This window comes from Acinetobacter lactucae (assembly GCF_001605885.1).
Taxonomy (GTDB): domain Bacteria; phylum Pseudomonadota; class Gammaproteobacteria; order Pseudomonadales; family Moraxellaceae; genus Acinetobacter; species Acinetobacter lactucae.
In genome coordinates, this window is sequence record NZ_LRPE01000034.1 from 174938 (window position 1) to 190655 (window position 15718).

The 15718-nt window shown below is 39.8% G+C and carries 15 protein-coding genes and 2 pseudogenes; 5 read left to right on the forward strand and 12 right to left on the reverse strand.

The genetic code is table 11. The features are described from left to right. Nucleotides 1-126 precede the first annotated feature (126 nt). Nucleotides 127-765, reverse strand: a complete 639-nt coding sequence (locus tag AWW73_RS12260) for a LysE family translocator (RefSeq protein WP_062849789.1) — start codon at nucleotides 763-765, stop codon at nucleotides 127-129. Nucleotides 766-856: 91 nt separating this feature from the next. On the opposite strand from AWW73_RS12260, the gene AWW73_RS12265 reads away from it, so the two are divergent. Beyond that, a complete protein-coding gene (locus AWW73_RS12265; protein ID WP_062849790.1) occupies nucleotides 857-1792 on the forward strand; it encodes a LysR family transcriptional regulator in 936 nt (311 codons plus the stop codon). A gap of 247 nt (nucleotides 1793-2039) precedes the next feature. On the opposite strand, the gene AWW73_RS12270 is transcribed toward AWW73_RS12265, so the two are convergent. The 5 genes from AWW73_RS12270 to AWW73_RS12290 form a co-directional block, all read right to left on the reverse strand. After that, the gene (locus AWW73_RS12270) at nucleotides 2040-2906 is read right to left on the reverse strand and encodes a cysteine ABC transporter substrate-binding protein (protein WP_000209985.1); all 867 of its coding nucleotides are present in this window, start codon (nucleotides 2904-2906) and stop codon (nucleotides 2040-2042) included. Between the two features lie 82 nt (nucleotides 2907-2988). After that, entirely contained in the window at nucleotides 2989-3849 is an 861-nt protein-coding gene (locus tag AWW73_RS12275; RefSeq protein WP_062849791.1) for a transporter substrate-binding domain-containing protein, read from the reverse strand. Between the two features lie 30 nt (nucleotides 3850-3879). Further along, nucleotides 3880-4611 (reverse strand): amino acid ABC transporter ATP-binding protein, encoded by a 732-nt coding sequence (locus AWW73_RS12280; protein ID WP_001130360.1) that lies wholly within the window; start codon nucleotides 4609-4611, stop codon nucleotides 3880-3882. Between the two features lie 2 nt (nucleotides 4612-4613). Next, nucleotides 4614-5279, reverse strand: coding sequence for an amino acid ABC transporter permease (locus tag AWW73_RS12285; protein WP_062849792.1), 666 nt, complete (start codon nucleotides 5277-5279; stop codon nucleotides 4614-4616). Continuing rightward, nucleotides 5269-5928, reverse strand: coding sequence for an amino acid ABC transporter permease (locus tag AWW73_RS12290; RefSeq protein ID WP_002054848.1), 660 nt, complete (start codon nucleotides 5926-5928; stop codon nucleotides 5269-5271). The genes AWW73_RS12285 and AWW73_RS12290 overlap by 11 nt, the downstream gene beginning before the upstream one ends. A gap of 64 nt (nucleotides 5929-5992) precedes the next feature. Here AWW73_RS12290 and AWW73_RS18695 point away from each other — a divergent pair. Next, nucleotides 5993-6105, forward strand: a pseudogene (locus tag AWW73_RS18695) (hypothetical protein). Between the two features lie 106 nt (nucleotides 6106-6211). Here the strand turns inward: AWW73_RS18695 and AWW73_RS12295 are convergent. From AWW73_RS12295 to AWW73_RS12305, 3 genes are all read right to left on the reverse strand, one after another. Continuing rightward, nucleotides 6212-6496, reverse strand: coding sequence for a GNAT family N-acetyltransferase (locus AWW73_RS12295; protein WP_062849793.1), 285 nt, complete (start codon nucleotides 6494-6496; stop codon nucleotides 6212-6214). Between the two features lie 143 nt (nucleotides 6497-6639). After that, nucleotides 6640-7599 (reverse strand): response regulator transcription factor, encoded by a 960-nt coding sequence (locus tag AWW73_RS12300; protein ID WP_062849794.1) that lies wholly within the window; start codon nucleotides 7597-7599, stop codon nucleotides 6640-6642. Then, nucleotides 7596-11060, reverse strand: a complete 3465-nt coding sequence (locus AWW73_RS12305) for a hybrid sensor histidine kinase/response regulator (RefSeq protein WP_081409611.1) — start codon at nucleotides 11058-11060, stop codon at nucleotides 7596-7598. Before AWW73_RS12305 ends, AWW73_RS12300 begins: the two co-directional genes overlap by 4 nt. Before the next feature lie 195 nt (nucleotides 11061-11255). Between AWW73_RS12305 and AWW73_RS12310 the strand changes: the two genes are divergently transcribed. After that, nucleotides 11256-12872: a purine-cytosine permease family protein gene (locus AWW73_RS12310; protein WP_016144950.1), complete on the forward strand. Its 1617-nt coding sequence runs from the start codon at nucleotides 11256-11258 to the stop codon at nucleotides 12870-12872. 57 nt (nucleotides 12873-12929) lie between these two features. On the opposite strand, the gene AWW73_RS12315 is transcribed toward AWW73_RS12310, so the two are convergent. Beyond that, nucleotides 12930-13385, reverse strand: coding sequence for an Lrp/AsnC family transcriptional regulator (locus AWW73_RS12315; RefSeq protein ID WP_062849796.1), 456 nt, complete (start codon nucleotides 13383-13385; stop codon nucleotides 12930-12932). 156 nt (nucleotides 13386-13541) lie between these two features. On the opposite strand from AWW73_RS12315, the gene AWW73_RS12320 reads away from it, so the two are divergent. Beyond that, nucleotides 13542-14153: a LysE family translocator gene (locus AWW73_RS12320; protein ID WP_057106261.1), complete on the forward strand. Its 612-nt coding sequence runs from the start codon at nucleotides 13542-13544 to the stop codon at nucleotides 14151-14153. Nucleotides 14154-14224: 71 nt separating this feature from the next. Here the strand turns inward: AWW73_RS12320 and AWW73_RS12325 are convergent, their stop codons facing one another. Continuing rightward, nucleotides 14225-14836 (reverse strand): LexA family protein, encoded by a 612-nt coding sequence (locus tag AWW73_RS12325; RefSeq protein WP_031948022.1) that lies wholly within the window; start codon nucleotides 14834-14836, stop codon nucleotides 14225-14227. Between the two features lie 286 nt (nucleotides 14837-15122). On the opposite strand from AWW73_RS12325, the gene AWW73_RS12330 reads away from it, so the two are divergent. Beyond that, on the forward strand, nucleotides 15123-15356 hold the full coding sequence (locus AWW73_RS12330; protein WP_002114518.1) for a hypothetical protein: 234 nt from the start codon (nucleotides 15123-15125) through the stop codon (nucleotides 15354-15356). A gap of 62 nt (nucleotides 15357-15418) precedes the next feature. Here the strand turns inward: AWW73_RS12330 and AWW73_RS12335 are convergent. Next, nucleotides 15419-15718, reverse strand: a pseudogene (locus AWW73_RS12335) (KGG domain-containing protein); the annotation flags it as partial.

Here is a 15718-nt window from a genome sequence, read left to right on the forward strand (position 1 = left end):
ATGAGAAAGTTTTTTGGTTACTTTTTTCAAAAAAAGTAACAGAATTAGCTACTTTATTATGACGTATAGACGTATAAACGGTAAGACTCCGTCGCGACAGTCCATCCACTTACAAATAAAACCCGCTTAAACAAATAATCCCCAAATCAATCTCAATGCAATCCCAATTAACAACACCCCCATTACCCGCTCAAAATACACCCCAAACTCCAAAAACCTTTTACGAACTATAGGCTGTGCAAACAGTACACTCACCACCATAAACCAAATGGCATTCACCATACACATCCATACCCCATAAAAAACCTGAACTTTCATTGGTGTAGTTGTACTCACAATTGTCGTAAAAATTGCCAGAAAAAAGATAGTGGCTTTGGGGTTTAACGTATTGGTGAGAAAACCCATCGTAAAAGCTTTAAATAAACTCGGCGTGTCACTGTCTGCTGAGCCATTAATCTCAATATTGGTATTCGGCTGGCTACGTAAACACTGCCATCCTAAATATAGCAAGTAAGCTGCCCCCGCTGTTCTGATCAGTGACATGAGCCATTCGCTTTGCTGAATCAAAAAGCCAATCCCAACAAGTGTATAAAACACATGCACTGAAATCCCGACACCAATACCAATTGCGGTCAGACATCCAATTAAATAGCCATAACGAACACTTTGTCTTACCGTAACTACAAAATCTGGTCCCGGTAAAATCACTGCCATAAAGTGAATAAGAGCTAGCGTTAAAAACTCATGTCCATACAACTGCCACATAACAATTTATTTTCCTGAAAATCACTTAAAAGATTGTATTGCGATTTTTTAGACGCGATAATCTAATTAAAATCCAAATAACTTTTGCCTCATGAGCACAAATCAAAGTCTGGTTCTATTAAACGAAATGGCGACTTTCGTTAAGGTTGTCGAGTCGGAAAGCTTTTCTGAAACTGCCCGCCAGCTTGGTACAACACCTTCTGCTGTTAGTCGTGCCATTGCCCGTTTAGAACGTGCTTTGGGCACCCGCTTACTCTATCGGACTACACGGAAACTTCGTTTAAGTGAAAGTGGACAACAGGTTTATCAACGTTGTTTAGATATGGTGAATGCGGCACAAGCAGTCATGGAAAGTTCAGGCCAATTTCATGTCGAACCAGAAGGTGTTATTCGCATGAGTGTTCCGAAAGCCGTCGGGCATTTTATGATTCATCCGCATTTACCCGAGTTTTTAGAACGCTACCCTAAAATTGATATACAAATGCTTTTAGAAGATCGCTATGTAGACCTGATTGATGATGGCGTCGATTTAACCCTTCGAATTACCGAGCAACCACCAGGTGGGCTGATGGGTCGAAAACTTATTGATATTGATCACTTGATTTGTGCAACACCTAAATATTTGGCAAAGCATGGCACACCGAACCATCCCCATGATTTAAAGCAGCATGAATGTATTTACTTGGGTGAACAAGCCAGTGACTCAAAATGGAAATTTCAACAAGGAAATAAATCGATAAGTGTTGCTGTGCGTGGACGTTATGCTGCAAACCATACGGGTGTACGTTTGAGTGCCGCATTACAGCACTTAGGTATTGCAAGCTTGCCGTACTTCGTTGCACGCCATGCTCTACAACAAGGTACCTTAGTTCAGATTTTACCAGATTGGTATTTTAAGACTTATTACAGTGGTGGGCTGTGGTTACTTTACCCACCGACACGGCATGTTCCACCTAAATTGAGTGTATTAATTCAATATTTGGCAGATAAATTGGCAGCAGAGCCGACTTTATTTAAGTTAAAGTAATATAAATTCAATGAATTAGCACGATGAAATTCTATCTTTGAATCTCTAAAGCAATCAGCTAATACTGTTACTTTTTTTGGAAAAAGTAACCAAAAAACTTTCTCATCTACAGAACCTGACCACTGTTTCCATCTATAAAAAAATATTGCAAAAACATTATCTTTATAGATTATGGGCAGGCTGTAGATGAATCTTAGCTCGAGCAAATCCTATCTAGAATCCTAGTCATTAGGAGCTATGAGTAAAACTACTCAACCAATAAATCTTTTGGATTAATCGTATCGCCATAGACGGGTTTTAAAGTTTTTTCATAGGCCTGATGAATCACGCCTTCTTTCGCCAGTTTCTCTAAATCTTGGTTCAACCAGTCCAGTAACTCTTTATCACCCTTTTTCACTGCTGGTGCAATTAAGTCCTGCTCACCTAAATTGGTAATGCCAACAGTGTAATTTGGATTTTCTTTAGCCCAAGCTAAAACCAGCAAGTTATCATGGGCAAGCGCGGCACCACGCCCATCTTTTAAAGCATCAAAAGTTTCAGTGTTTTGCTCATATTTTTGTAGCTTAATTTCAGGGTGAGTCTTGGTGAAGAATGAATCAGCCGTTGTACCTTTATTTACCAACAAAGTTTTATCTTTAAGTTGAGCAACATCTGTAATTGGATGACTTTTAGGAGAAACCACGCCCAAAGCAACTTTTAAATAAGGCTTAGCAAAATCGACAACTTCTTTACGTTCTGGCGTAACCGTAAAGTTTGCAAAAATAATATCCACTTTATTGGCTTTTAAATATTCAACACGGTTCGCAGCTTCAGTTAAAACAAACTCTACTTTGTTTTCATCACCGAGCAGATCTTTAGCGACATGTTTGGCAATCTCTACATCAAACCCCTGATTTTTACCTTGAGCATCTAAATATCCAAACGGCGGTTTATCACTAAATACGCCAATACGTACCACGCCATTCTTTTTGATCTGTTCGATACTCGATACAGTTTGTGTAGTATCGGCCGTTTTTTCAGTAGACTGAGTCCCTTTGTCACATGCAACTAAACCTAAACTCAGTAAAGATGCAGCTAAAATATGCTTCACGTTTTGAAATGTTAATGTTGTCATTATTTCACCCTCTCGTTCTTGTAAAAGTCTTATTTAGAATCGCAGCGCCTACTTTTAGGCACTGCTCTAGCGATATCGAAAATTATTGGCCTACATCTAAAAACACATTCGGATTAACCGAGTCACCGTAAATTGGTTTCAAGGTTTCATCATAAATTCTCTTGATTTCGCCACTTGTTCTGAGCTGCTTAATTTCTGTATTGAGCCAATTCAATAATTGGGTATTGCCCTTTTTCACTGCTGGTGCAATAAACTCTTGATCACCAATAGACTGAATGCCTGCTACATAACTTGGGTTCTTCGCGGCCCATGCCAAAGCATAAGTACTATCTTGTGAAATCGCGTCACCACGACCGTCGGTTAAGGCTTTAAAGGCATCCGAGTTTCTTTCAAACTTAAGTAAATTTACTTTTGGATAATGCTTGGTAAAGTAGGTATCTGAACTTGTGCCTTTATTGACAATTAAAGTCTTACCTTCTAATTGAGCAATGTCAGTAATCGGCTTAGCTTTAGGCGAGACAATACCAAAAGCACCTTTTAAATAAGGGTCAGCAAAATCGACAACCTCTTTACGTTCTGGCGTTACGGTAAATGTCGCGAATACAACATCAGCACGGTTTGATTTTAAAAACTCCACCCGATTTGAAGCTTCAGTCACAATAAACTCAACTTTCTTTTCATCGCCAAGAAGATCTTTAGTGACTCGTTTTGCTAAAGCCACATCAAAGCCCTGATTATTACCCGCGCTATCTACGTAACCAAATGGCGGATCATCGGCAAAAACGGCAACGCGTAGAACCCCATTTTTTTTGACTTGTTCTAAAGAATGGTCTGTTTGAGCATTACTTGCCTGTTCAGTGGATGGCGTTTTACTGCAAGCAGTGAGTAACACCCCAGCAACGGCAAGACTGCTTAATATTTTTATTGAATTACGTTTAAACATTCACTTCCTCATGCTTCAAATAATAAAAATTTAGTACGACAAAATATTTAAGAAGGCTTTCGCTCGTTCTGTTTTTGGCTGTTCAAAGAATTCTTCTGGTGAAGCCTGTTCAATAATCTTGCCCTTATCCATAAAAATAATACGGTCAGCAACCTTACGGGCAAAGGACATCTCATGTGTCACAATCAACATGGTCATTCCTTCATTCGCTAACTTGAGTACCACATCAAGCACTTCCCTGACCATTTCTGGATCAAGCGCAGCGGTAATTTCATCAAGCAAAATGACTTTAGGTTGCATGACCAGTGAACGCACAATAGCAATACGTTGTTTTTGTCCACCTGAAAGCTGTCGTGGATAATCAAGTTTTCGCTCAAATAGCCCCACTCGCTTTAACAACTCATCTGCAACTTGTTCAGCTTCGTCGCGGTGGCGTTTTTGTACTTTGAGTGGCCCGAGCAAAATATTGTCAATAACGTTCATATGCCCAAAAAGCTCATAGTTCTGAAAAACCATGCCAATTTTTTGACGAGCATTAGTCCAGTCCACATCTTTACCCAAAACACCTGAGCCAGTTAAACGAATCTCGCCACCCTGAATCGGTTCTAAGCCATTAATACAGCGCAGTAAGGTACTTTTACCGCAGCCCGATGGACCTAAAATAACAACCACCTCTCCTTGTTCTACATCCAGATCAATACCCTGTAAAATATGACTTTGTGCAAATGATTTCTGTAATTGTTGTATCGATAACAAAGGCATAATTACTCCCAGACCTTTTCTAAATGTGCCGCCAAACGAGATAAGGGATAGCAAATCAGAAAATACAAAATAAAAATAAAGCCATAAATCCAAAGTGAAGCGCTCGGCACGGTCAACAGCGAATTTTCAATAATTTGCTGGCCAACTTTAATGACCTCAACCACACCAATCAGGACTGCTAAAGAGCTGGTTTTCACCATTCGGGTGAATAAATTAATCGCGCCTGGTGTTACTCGTTTTAGACTTTGCGGAAAAATGACATAGATCAAAGCTTGAACATGAGTGAGTCCGAGCGCATAGGCCGAATCACGTTGATGCTGATCAATTGAAGTAATGGCTGCACGGACCAAATCGCCCATTTCAGCCGTACCCCATAAAACAAACACAACAACGCATACCCACATTGCTGAAAACTGCCAGTTAAACCATGTCGCAAAGCCGAAATAAAACACAAATAGCAAAACTAAAATTGGAATGATTCGAATGGCTTCTAAATACAAACGACACAACGCTTTAATAGCTATATTTTTAGAGGTCATAATGACGCCTAAAACTGTGCCTAAAATTGCAGAAAAAAATACAGAAATGAAAGCAATTTTTGCAGTTGCCCAAAGTCCCCACATTAAACGTTCGAGGTGACTCGCTTGAAATAGATAATCAAGTTCCATGGCTCACCTTCCGACTTTTATGCTCCAGATAACTGGTTAAAATAGATACGGGCAATAAAATAATCAGATAAGCCATGATGAGTAAGAACAAAGCTTCCGTGGTTTTATAGTCCATGCCAATTAAGTCTTTAGTGACAAAAAGCAGTTCAACAACCGCAATGGCACTAACCACAGAACTTTCTTTAATCAGAAACAGGCAATTTGCCCCGATTGCCGGAATTGAAATAGCCAGTGCTTGAGGAAAAATGACATATCTAAAAATTTGAGTCGGTTGCAGACCAATACTTTTTGCCGAGTCAATCTGCCCTTTTGCCACAGACTGCAAACCTGCTCGGAAGGCTTCTGCCATATAGCTGCCGCCTAAAAAGGTCAGTCCGATCACACCACAAGCAAAACCATCGATTTTGATTCCGAGTTTTGGCAAACCGTAATACAAAAAGAACAGTTGAATTAATAAAGGGGTATTTCGAGATAACTCAATATAGAACTGGGCAATTCTATTTAGTACCCGCACGCGATATGTGATTAAAATGCTGCAAATCAGCCCTACAATAATCGCCAAAATAATGCTGATGATTGAGATTTTCAGCGTGGTCAACGTTGCAGAGAAAAATTGCGGCAACACACTATGGATATACTGCCAGTTCAAGGAAAATTCCAAAAAATAATATTAAAACGTTATAAATATTTAGCTTTCGTCAGCCATTAAATATTTGTGCAACGAGTTTATTTTTTCCCAATTGGTCTAAAACTATTTTTATTAGATAAGCTTTTCTATAAGTTTGATAAATTCGATCTGGCAATCGAAAATCTTCGAATCAGTTGAATACAAGCGCTCAAAACATATTCACTAAAACAAAGATGAATAATAAAATCAATAAAAAATCGGACACCAAGGCCCGATTTCTATTAAATAATTTTCAATTTGTTGCTTACTTTCTAAGTACATCGCCAATGCTTGGGTCTTTATCAAAAACCGATTTTGCATATGGGCAAAGCGGAATTACTTTCACTTCTTTTTCACGAACAAAGGCAATCAAAGCATCAAGTAATTGGCGACCTACGCCTTGGCCGCGATAATTTTCATTTACATCTGTGGCATCAATAATTAGCATGCCTTCGCCTGCCCATGTATAAGTCATTTCACCAGCAACCGTTTCACCATCAAGTAAGCTAAAGCTGCCGTGTTTTGTATCATCTTTTTGTTGAATATTCACAATGAATTCCTCGTATTACGACTCATATTTATTTAGAAATGACTTTGTATAAGCTTTATCTATAAGAACAAATTTAAGTGTAAAAAAATAGACTATTTTTAGCAGTGAGTCTGTATGCTTTTTAAATACAATCGTCAATTAAATTAGTGAAACTCTTGCACCAAATTATTAATGTGCGCCACGGCAGCAGTTCGATTTTCAACGCAGAGTTTTTCAAAAACATGCTCTAAATGTTTGTTCACAGTTCTTGGGCTCAGCTCTAAAATTTCTGCAATATCTTTATTGGTTTTTCCTAACAACAACCAATGCATGACTTCTGCCTCACGCTGAGTCAACTGCGGACAGTATTTCAAAATATCAGCCATTTCTAAGGCAGGTGTAGAAGTCTTAATCTGTATCAGATATTTTTTTGCTATGCTCGTTTCAGATTGCCACGGCGTAAGCAATAAAAGCTGTAATTGCTGAGATGGTGTCGAATAAGAACAACTTGTTAGTTTTTTAGGGTCTTTTTCATGCTCTAAGTCTGAAAACCAAGCTTTTAAACCTGCCTCAAAACCCTCTAATTCAGGTAAATATTGATTTAGTAGCTCACTAGCTTTTTGGGTTTTCCACACAATTTTACCGTGAACATCTAGCGCAAGAATGGCTGTTTCCGTTGCATCAATCACCTGTTTTTGTTGCTGCAATAGTTTGGCATGTGCCAAATGTGTTTTTACCCTTGCTAATACTTCTTCAATATTCAGTGGTTTTGTTACATAGTCCACTCCTCCGACTTGAAAACCACGCACAATATGCTCTGTTTCTGACAAGCCTGTCATAAAAATGACGGGAATAAACTGTGTAATTGGGCTCGCTTTAAGCTGTATACAACTTTCAAAACCGTCCATATGTGGCATATTGCCATCGAGTAAAATCATATCTGGTAAGCATCGGTGTGCTATTTCAATAGCACTTAACCCATCGGTTGTGACAAGCACGCGATAACCTGCCTGATCTAGACTTTCATGTAGCAAGCCCAGATTTTCCGGCACATCATCCACTATCAGAATAACAGCCTGCTCGTTTGGCGAAGCTTGCTGAAAAGAAACATGTTGCGTACTCATTGCTTATCCTGAATTAATCGTTGAGCGTGTTTTAAATCAAATTTTTGGATAGCCTGTTCAAGCTGTTCCCATAACTCATCATGCTCCGGAAAATTTTGACGACATTGCATTAAAGTCTGTTGAATTCCTCGAATGTAACCCTGTCCAATTAAATCATTTAATTGCTGCAAGCTTTGCGATAACTCAAGCAGATCATTATTTTCGGGTTGTTGGATTGGCGTATGAACAACGGCTTGCTCCTGCTTAAACACGTTTATATCAAGTGCTTGAACTTTATTATTTTCAAGGAGTATTTCTGATTTGGAATCAATCCACACTAGCCCTAACTTGTCTCCAATTTTACTCAACAACAAATTAAGATCGATTGGTTTTAGCATAAAGTCTTCACTCAAGACTGCATCTTGTGGGTTGACTTCACGCTCGCCTGCATTCGCTGAAATAATTAAGATCGGCACATTAGTAATATTATTCTGACGCAATAATCGCGCAGTTTCCCATCCGCCCATCAAAGGCATATTTAAATCCATCAAGATCAGATTAGGCTGAAAAATAGGTACACGTCTTAAACAGTCAATGCCCGACTCGGCTTCTTCAATCATAAATCCTAAAGGTTTTAGAAAATTAGCGACTAAACCTCGATCCACCGCTTCATTATCGACAACCAAAATTCGTTTCCGCTCGCCTTGATAGCCCGTAATTTGGTTGGAATAAACATTGGAAATTGGATGAACTACTTCTTTTGAAGGTAAATAAAACTTAATCTTAAATTGTGAACCCTGATTGAGCTGACTAGTCACAGATAGTTGGCCGCCGAGTAAATCGACCAATAGTTTTACAATGGGTAGTCCCAGCCCTGTTCCGGTAAATCCACCTTGTACCACATTACTGCCCCGTTCAAACGGATTAAAAATTCGTTCTAAATCTGCCTCAGCAATACCACAGCCCGTATCTCTAATTTCAAAATAAGCCGTTTGAAAACGGTACTCGACTTTCAAAGTAATTGTGCCGCTTGTCGTAAATTTTAAAGCATTGCCCAGCAAATTGATGAGCACTTGCTCTAAGCGTTTTTTATCGGTACGAACATAGTGCGGCAGGTTATCTCCAATTTCATAAATAAACTGTAAATTCTTCTGTTCAAACTGTGGCTGAAACATTTGAATAATCTGTTCTATAAAATTTGGGAAATGAACATCCACCACATTTAAAGAAATTTTGCCTGTTTCAATTCGTGCTAAATCCAGTAAACCGTCAATCAGTGAAGTCAAATGCTGTCCACTACGGCTAATCACCCCGAGCGCCATTTTGCATTGTTCTGAAAGCTGTTCTTGTTTTTGAAGTAATTGGCTATAGCCTAAAATACTATTTAGAGGTGTTCGTAATTCGTGACTAATTCCAATGACATAACGACTTTTTGCATCATTCGCCCGCTCTGCTGAAATTCTGGCATCTTGCAGGTCTTTTGAAGTGACTTCATGGGCAGCAATTTCATCAAACAATAATGCTGTTTGCTGGTGTGTCTCAATTTCGGCATTACGACGACTTTCATCGTTTAGCACTAACCACCATGCAGCAACACTCATCAATAAAAATAGAATAGTGTAAATTTTTACAAACAGCGTAAATAGTTGAGGAACGGCTGCCGCATTGATTGTTTCTAAATAGGTTTTTTCTTGGATATAAACCAGACTCAAACTCACTGCTAAAACGATCGACAGCCCTAGAGTCAGCAATAAATACAAACTGACCCTGCTATTTAAACGGCTGGCCCAACGTTCTGGTAAATAGTGCCAAATGGCTTTTTTGAGCTGTACTGACCAGCGCGCATCAGGTTTACATAAATCGTGGCAGCGTGCTTCAAGTGAACAGCATAAAGAGCAGATCGTACCGTTATAGGCTGGACAGCCCGCCATATCAGCAAGTTCATAGTCCCGTTCACATACCACACAGTTTGCAACCGAAGTCGCCTGAATTTTTTCAGGCTGACGTGCAATGTAATATTTGCCTTTAGTTAGGTAAGCAATAACAGGCACGCATAAAACCGCACTCCCTAGAGCAATAAAACTCGCCAAGCCTTTCGCCATGAGTCCGAAAAAGCCCAAATAACTCAGCATTGATAACACTGAAGCGATGAGTAAGGCACCCACACCTACGGGATTAATGTCATATAAATAAGCACGGCGAAATTCAATTCCCTTTGGACTTAAACCTAAAGGTTTACAGATAATTAAATCGGCAACAACGGCGCCAATCCATGCCAAAGCAATATTGCTATATAGCCCCAATATGCGTTCAACTGCATGGCTAATGCCCATTTCCATCAAAACGATGGCGATAAAAACGTTAAAAAGAAGCCAGACAATTCGCCCAGGATGGCTATGCGTCAGACGTGCAAAAAAGTTAGACCATGCCAATGAACCAGCGTAGGCGTTGGTCATATTAATTTTAATTTGCGCCAAGCAAACCAGTGCTAATGTAAGAATTAAAGCAAGCTGAGGGTTTGGAATAAATTGTTGATAGGCAACCCAATACAGATAAGTCGGATTGTCTAGTTCAGAGACAGGAATAAACAGCTGAAAAGCTAACACCATCAGCAGCATGCCCATCAATACTTTTAGAAATCCGAAAATAATCCAAGATGGACCACCTAAAAAAACGGCAAACCGCCATGCGGTTCTATTCTTTTCTTTCTGCGGTAAGAAACGTAAATAGTCAGCTTGCTCACCAATTTGGATCACAAATGAAAAAATAAGAGTGCACGCCGCACCAAAGTAATACACGTTAAAGTCGGTTGAATTTGAAACTGCCCCAACAAAATGCAAGCTACTACTTAAAATTTGTGGTTGTTTCCAAAGTACAAAAAACCACGGTAATAACAGCAATAAGAGCCAGATTGGTTGTGTAATCGCCTGAACTTTATTAATAAAACCAATGCCTTTGACCACTAAAGGTAAAATTACTAAAGCAGAAATTAAGTAACCAATAACTTGTGGAATACCTAAGGCAAGTTCAAGTGCCATCGCCATAATTGCGGCTTCAAACGCAAGTAAAATAAAGGTAAAGCTGGCATAAATTAGAGATGTAATGGTTGAGCCAATGTAGCCAAAACCTGCACCACGAGTAAGCAGATCGACGTCTACATTATATTTTGCGGCGTAGTAACTAATCGGCCAACTGGTCAAAAATATGATGGTACATACGACAATTGCTGCCCATAATGCATTGCTAAAGCCATACTGCCAAAGCATGGTCGCCCCAATGGCCTCCATCGCAAGAAAGCTGACTGTCGAGATTGCGGTATTGGTAACAGTCCAAGGTGACCATTTTCTTACTGAGGTAGGTGCATAGCGGAGCGCATAGTCTTCGATACTTTCATCTGCCACCCAAATATTATATTCACGGCGTGTTTTGATCACACGTTGTGGCGCTTGTTGGGGGCGGGAAGAATCTGGCATAACACTCATGTTTGGCATGTGGCTGCATTAAACCCAGCAATCCTTATGCCAAAAGTCATTTATCATGGCGATTTTTTCTAATAAGCACATATACGCAAAATAACGTATTTTCAATTTTCCCCAAAAATCACACACTCAAAACCATCAAAAAACAATGATCAATATTTGTGTTGATTGACCGAAAATGATTGGGAGAGTGATGTTATGAGTGTATCTGAACATCCAAATCTGGACACTGTGCAAGGTACAGATTCACAAAAAGCAGTGAATGAAACCTTAGAAGATTATACTTTACGTTATGCTCCACACAGCTTTCGGCGCTGGAGTCCCAAAGTTGTCGCTATTACTGCTCTTGGTGGTATTGCCTATCTTGCTGACTTTTCTATTGGTGCCAGTATTGGTATGTCTTACGGAACAACCAATGCTGTTTTCTCCATTTTATTTGCAGCGATTATTATCTTCTTAACTGGCATTCCTTTAGCCTACTACGCAGCGCGCTATAACATCGACCTTGACTTGATTACCCGCGGCGCAGGCTTCGGTTATATCGGCTCGGTCTTGACCAGTATCATTTTCGCCAGTTTCACGTTTATTTTCTTTGCCCTTGAAGGTTCAATCATGGCGCAAGGGTTATTGCTCGGTTTAGGTATTCCGCTTTGGGCCGGCTACCTCATCTCAACCGTTATGGTCATTCCACTCGTCATTTACGGCATGAAAGCCTTGAGTAAATTACAAGTCTGGACTACCCCGCTTTGGCTCGTTCTGATGATTGGTCCTGTAGCCTATCTAATTTACCAAGAACCTACCTTAGTCAGCCAGTTTGCAACTTTCACAGGTAACGAAGGTTTTGCAACTGTAGACATGGCTGCAATCATGCTGGGTGCTGGTATTTGTTTATCGTTAATCATGCAAATCGGTGAGCAAATTGACTACCTACGCTTCATGCCTGCAAAAACAAAAGAAAATAACAAAGCATGGTGGGCTGCAGTTATTTCAGCGGGTCCGGGTTGGGTGATTTTAGGCGCAATTAAACAAATTATTGGGGCATTTCTAGGTTTCTATTTACTTACTAAAATACCGGGCGTAAACAGCACTGAACCTGTTCAACAGTTTAATGCGGCGTTTCATGACATGCTTCCGGGCTGGGCTGCTTTAACACTTGCAGTGATTTTGGTGGTTATTTCTCAAATTAAAATTAATGTGACCAATGCTTACTCTGGTTCCCTTGCATGGACAAGTGCCTACACTCGTATTAGCAAACATTATCCGGGCCGTATTGTCTTTGTGATGGTGAACTTGGCAATTGCGCTTGCTTTGATGGAAGGCAACATGTTTGCGGTACTGGGTAAAATCTTAGGGTTCTATTCAAACTTTGCGATTGCTTGGGTTGTGGTTGTTGCAACAGATATTTCAATCAACAAATATGTGTTAAAACTTTCACCGAAAGAGCCGGAATACCGCCGTGATATGCTCTACAACGTAAACCCTGTTGGTATGGTGGCGTTCCTTGTATCAGCAGGCTTATCAATTGCAGCGTTCTTCGGATTATTGGGTAGTTTCCTAGCACCTTACTCACCACTTATCGCACTTGTACTTGCTTTTGTATTAACGCCAATCATGGGTTTATTAACCAAAGGAAAATACTACATCAAGTCACACGATGACGGTATTAAAGAACCACGTTACGATGCTGAAGGTACACCAGTTGCAACAGTTTACCACTGCCGCGTATGTGAGCAAGGTTACGAGCGTCCAGATATTATGTTCTCTCACAAACATAACGGCACGATCTGCTCTTTGTGTAAAACACTCGATGCTTAAATATTGTTAAAACTAAAAAAGAAGCTTTAAAGCTTCTTTTTTTACATCTGATGATTCTTAGCCAATCGGAAATAAACGTTCAGGCACTACATCTTTCATCACAATGGTTGAGATGAGCCGTTGCACACTTGGAATAGCGGATAATTTTTCATCGTACAAACGCTGAAAAGCCGGCAAATCTTTAGCCACCACATGCAGCAAATAGTCTGGCTCACCAAATAAACGTTGGGCCTGAATAATTTGCGGGATGTCTATTACCGCATTTTCAAACTTCTCAACGGCCTGTTTATCACCTTCTTTAAGCGTAATAAAAACAATCGCTGAAAATTCAAATCCCACTAAGTTTGGGTCGAGCTCTGCCCGATAGCCTTTTATCGCTCCCGACTCTTCCAAAGCCTTCACTCGTCTGTGACAAGGTGAAATGCTCAAGCCTACTTTTTCTGCCAATTCAGTAATAGATAATCGGCCATTTAATTGCAATTCAGCAAGAATCTTTTTATCTATGCGATCCATTTAGAAAAATTTACCCCAAATGAGTGTGATATGAGCAAACATTTAAAAGCACATTCTAAATACATGAGCATATTATTTTCAACAAGCTCGAATAAATAGGGATTTTTTCTAAATCACGAGCGAAACCTTTGGAAAATAGTTTGCCGAGATAAGCATATGGCTTTTAACATTTTTATTGCATTTTGGAGTGTCTCCATTCTTTTTATTATTACGCCAGGGGCAGACTGGGCCTATGCCATTTCGGCAGGAATTAAGGGAAAAGTCGTTGTACCCGCCGTTGCAGGTATGCTATTTGGGCACTTGATTACGATTTTATTGGTAGCCGCGGGTGTTGGTCTGCTTGTAGCAAATAATCCAACTGCTCTAATGATCCTCACGGTCGCGGGTTCTGCTTATTTGTTATGGATGGGAATAAACTTATTACTTACCCCTCCTACTCCCAACGAGTCCGATTCTGAAAAAGCTAAGTCATGGTTGAGCTGGGCAACCAAAGGTGTTTATGTGAGTGGCTTAAACCCAAAAGTTTTTTTACTCTTTTTAGCCCTGCTTCCTCAATTTATTGACACTACTGCTTCATGGCCTGTAACGACACAGATTCTTGCCTTCGGTGTTGTCCATATGATTAGCTGCGCAATTATTTACTTAATGGTGGGTTATGGTTCAGAGGCTATTTTGAAAACCAGACCACAAGCAGCACAGTTAGTTGGCCGTTTTTCAGGTGGTTTGATGGTCGTTATTGCAACGTGCTTATTGATTGGGCAAATTTAAAAGATATTCAGCAAAAAGTTACTGACTCACTTTTCGGGTCAGTAACTTAAATAATAAAATATAAGAAAAATTTATCTCATTCGTTTGAGGTTATACGTCACAACTCCCCAAATCACCAATTCTTGCCCTTCTTCAATATAAATATTCTGATAATCAGGATTTTCTGCTTTTAGCCAAACTTTAGGTGGATGAAATTGAGTATCAATCATTAAGCGCTTGACGGTAAAATCATTATCGATGAGTGCAATCACAATATCTCCCGATTTAGCGGGAATACTACGATCTACAATAAGTGGATCATTAATATCAATTCCAGCGTCTAACATTGACAAAGAATTAGCTTTGACAATAAACGTGGCATTTTCATTTCTAATTAAATATTCATTTAAATCGAGTGCTTGCTCAATATCATCTTGCGCAGGCGAAGGAAAACCTGCAGCAACACGTTCAGTTGCCAAAGGAATATGGTAAATTTTATCGTTATTCGGGTGGACCTGTTGAACATTAAGTTTTGAGTTAAAGTCGGTCAAGTTATTGGTTTTGACATTATTCAGTAACCAATTTTTGATAAAGTTAACTTGGGACTCGGGAACACGAATAACTTTTGTGGGTTCATTGAACTGTGCTTTACGTCCGGCATTTTCTCGTGCACCACCATGCTCGAACTCTTTTTTCTTTGGCATATCGCCTCCCTTATCACCGTTCAAATCCTACACACACAATGTAACTTGAAAAAGTTACATTTTCAAGTTGACGAAATATTTTTTTTGCATAACAATAAATCTCATGATCAGATTTTAATCCATTTTGTTTTTAACAGGGATGTTTTAAGCGAAATGGTAATTTGAAGAAAATCAAAACCTATTTTGAAATAGTCTTTATCGCTGACTGTTTTTGATTTTTATCAAATGAGATTCTGAACATTTAACATTCTGGTTAAATTCAGTTTTTGGTATGGAGACATGCGAAATGAAAAATCAACGTGATGCGGTTTTAGGTTATGCAAATGAGCAACATGCTTACTATATCCGTCTCATTGAAAATGATGCGGTTTTAGGTGAAAGCTATGGGTTATTCTGTGAAAATCCAGATAGCGAAGCAGCCGAAAGTATTATGACGACGCTATTTTTAAAGAAATCTTTTTGGTTAAACGGGTCTGAATATCTTGATATTGTAAAAGGCCTACAACCTCTTCCCCAGTAAATAAAGTAAGTAAGCTAAAAACAAAGGAGGCAAAAGCCTCCTTTGTTTTTAAAACATTCTGCTTAAGACGTAAAACGTCCGTAGGCATCACGTTTTTGATTACGAGAGTTTTGACCACGGCCATCATAATCATCGTCGTCATCACGGCTGCGACCACGACCTCGTCCACCTGAACGGCCACCGCGATCATCATCATCGTCGTCATCACGGCTGCGGCCACGACCTCGTCCGCCTGAGCGGCCACCGCGATCATCATCATCGTCATCATCACGACTGCGGCCACGACCTCGTCCGCCTGAACGGCCACCGCGATCATCATCATCGTCGTCGTCATCACGGCTGCGACCTCGGCCTCGACCACC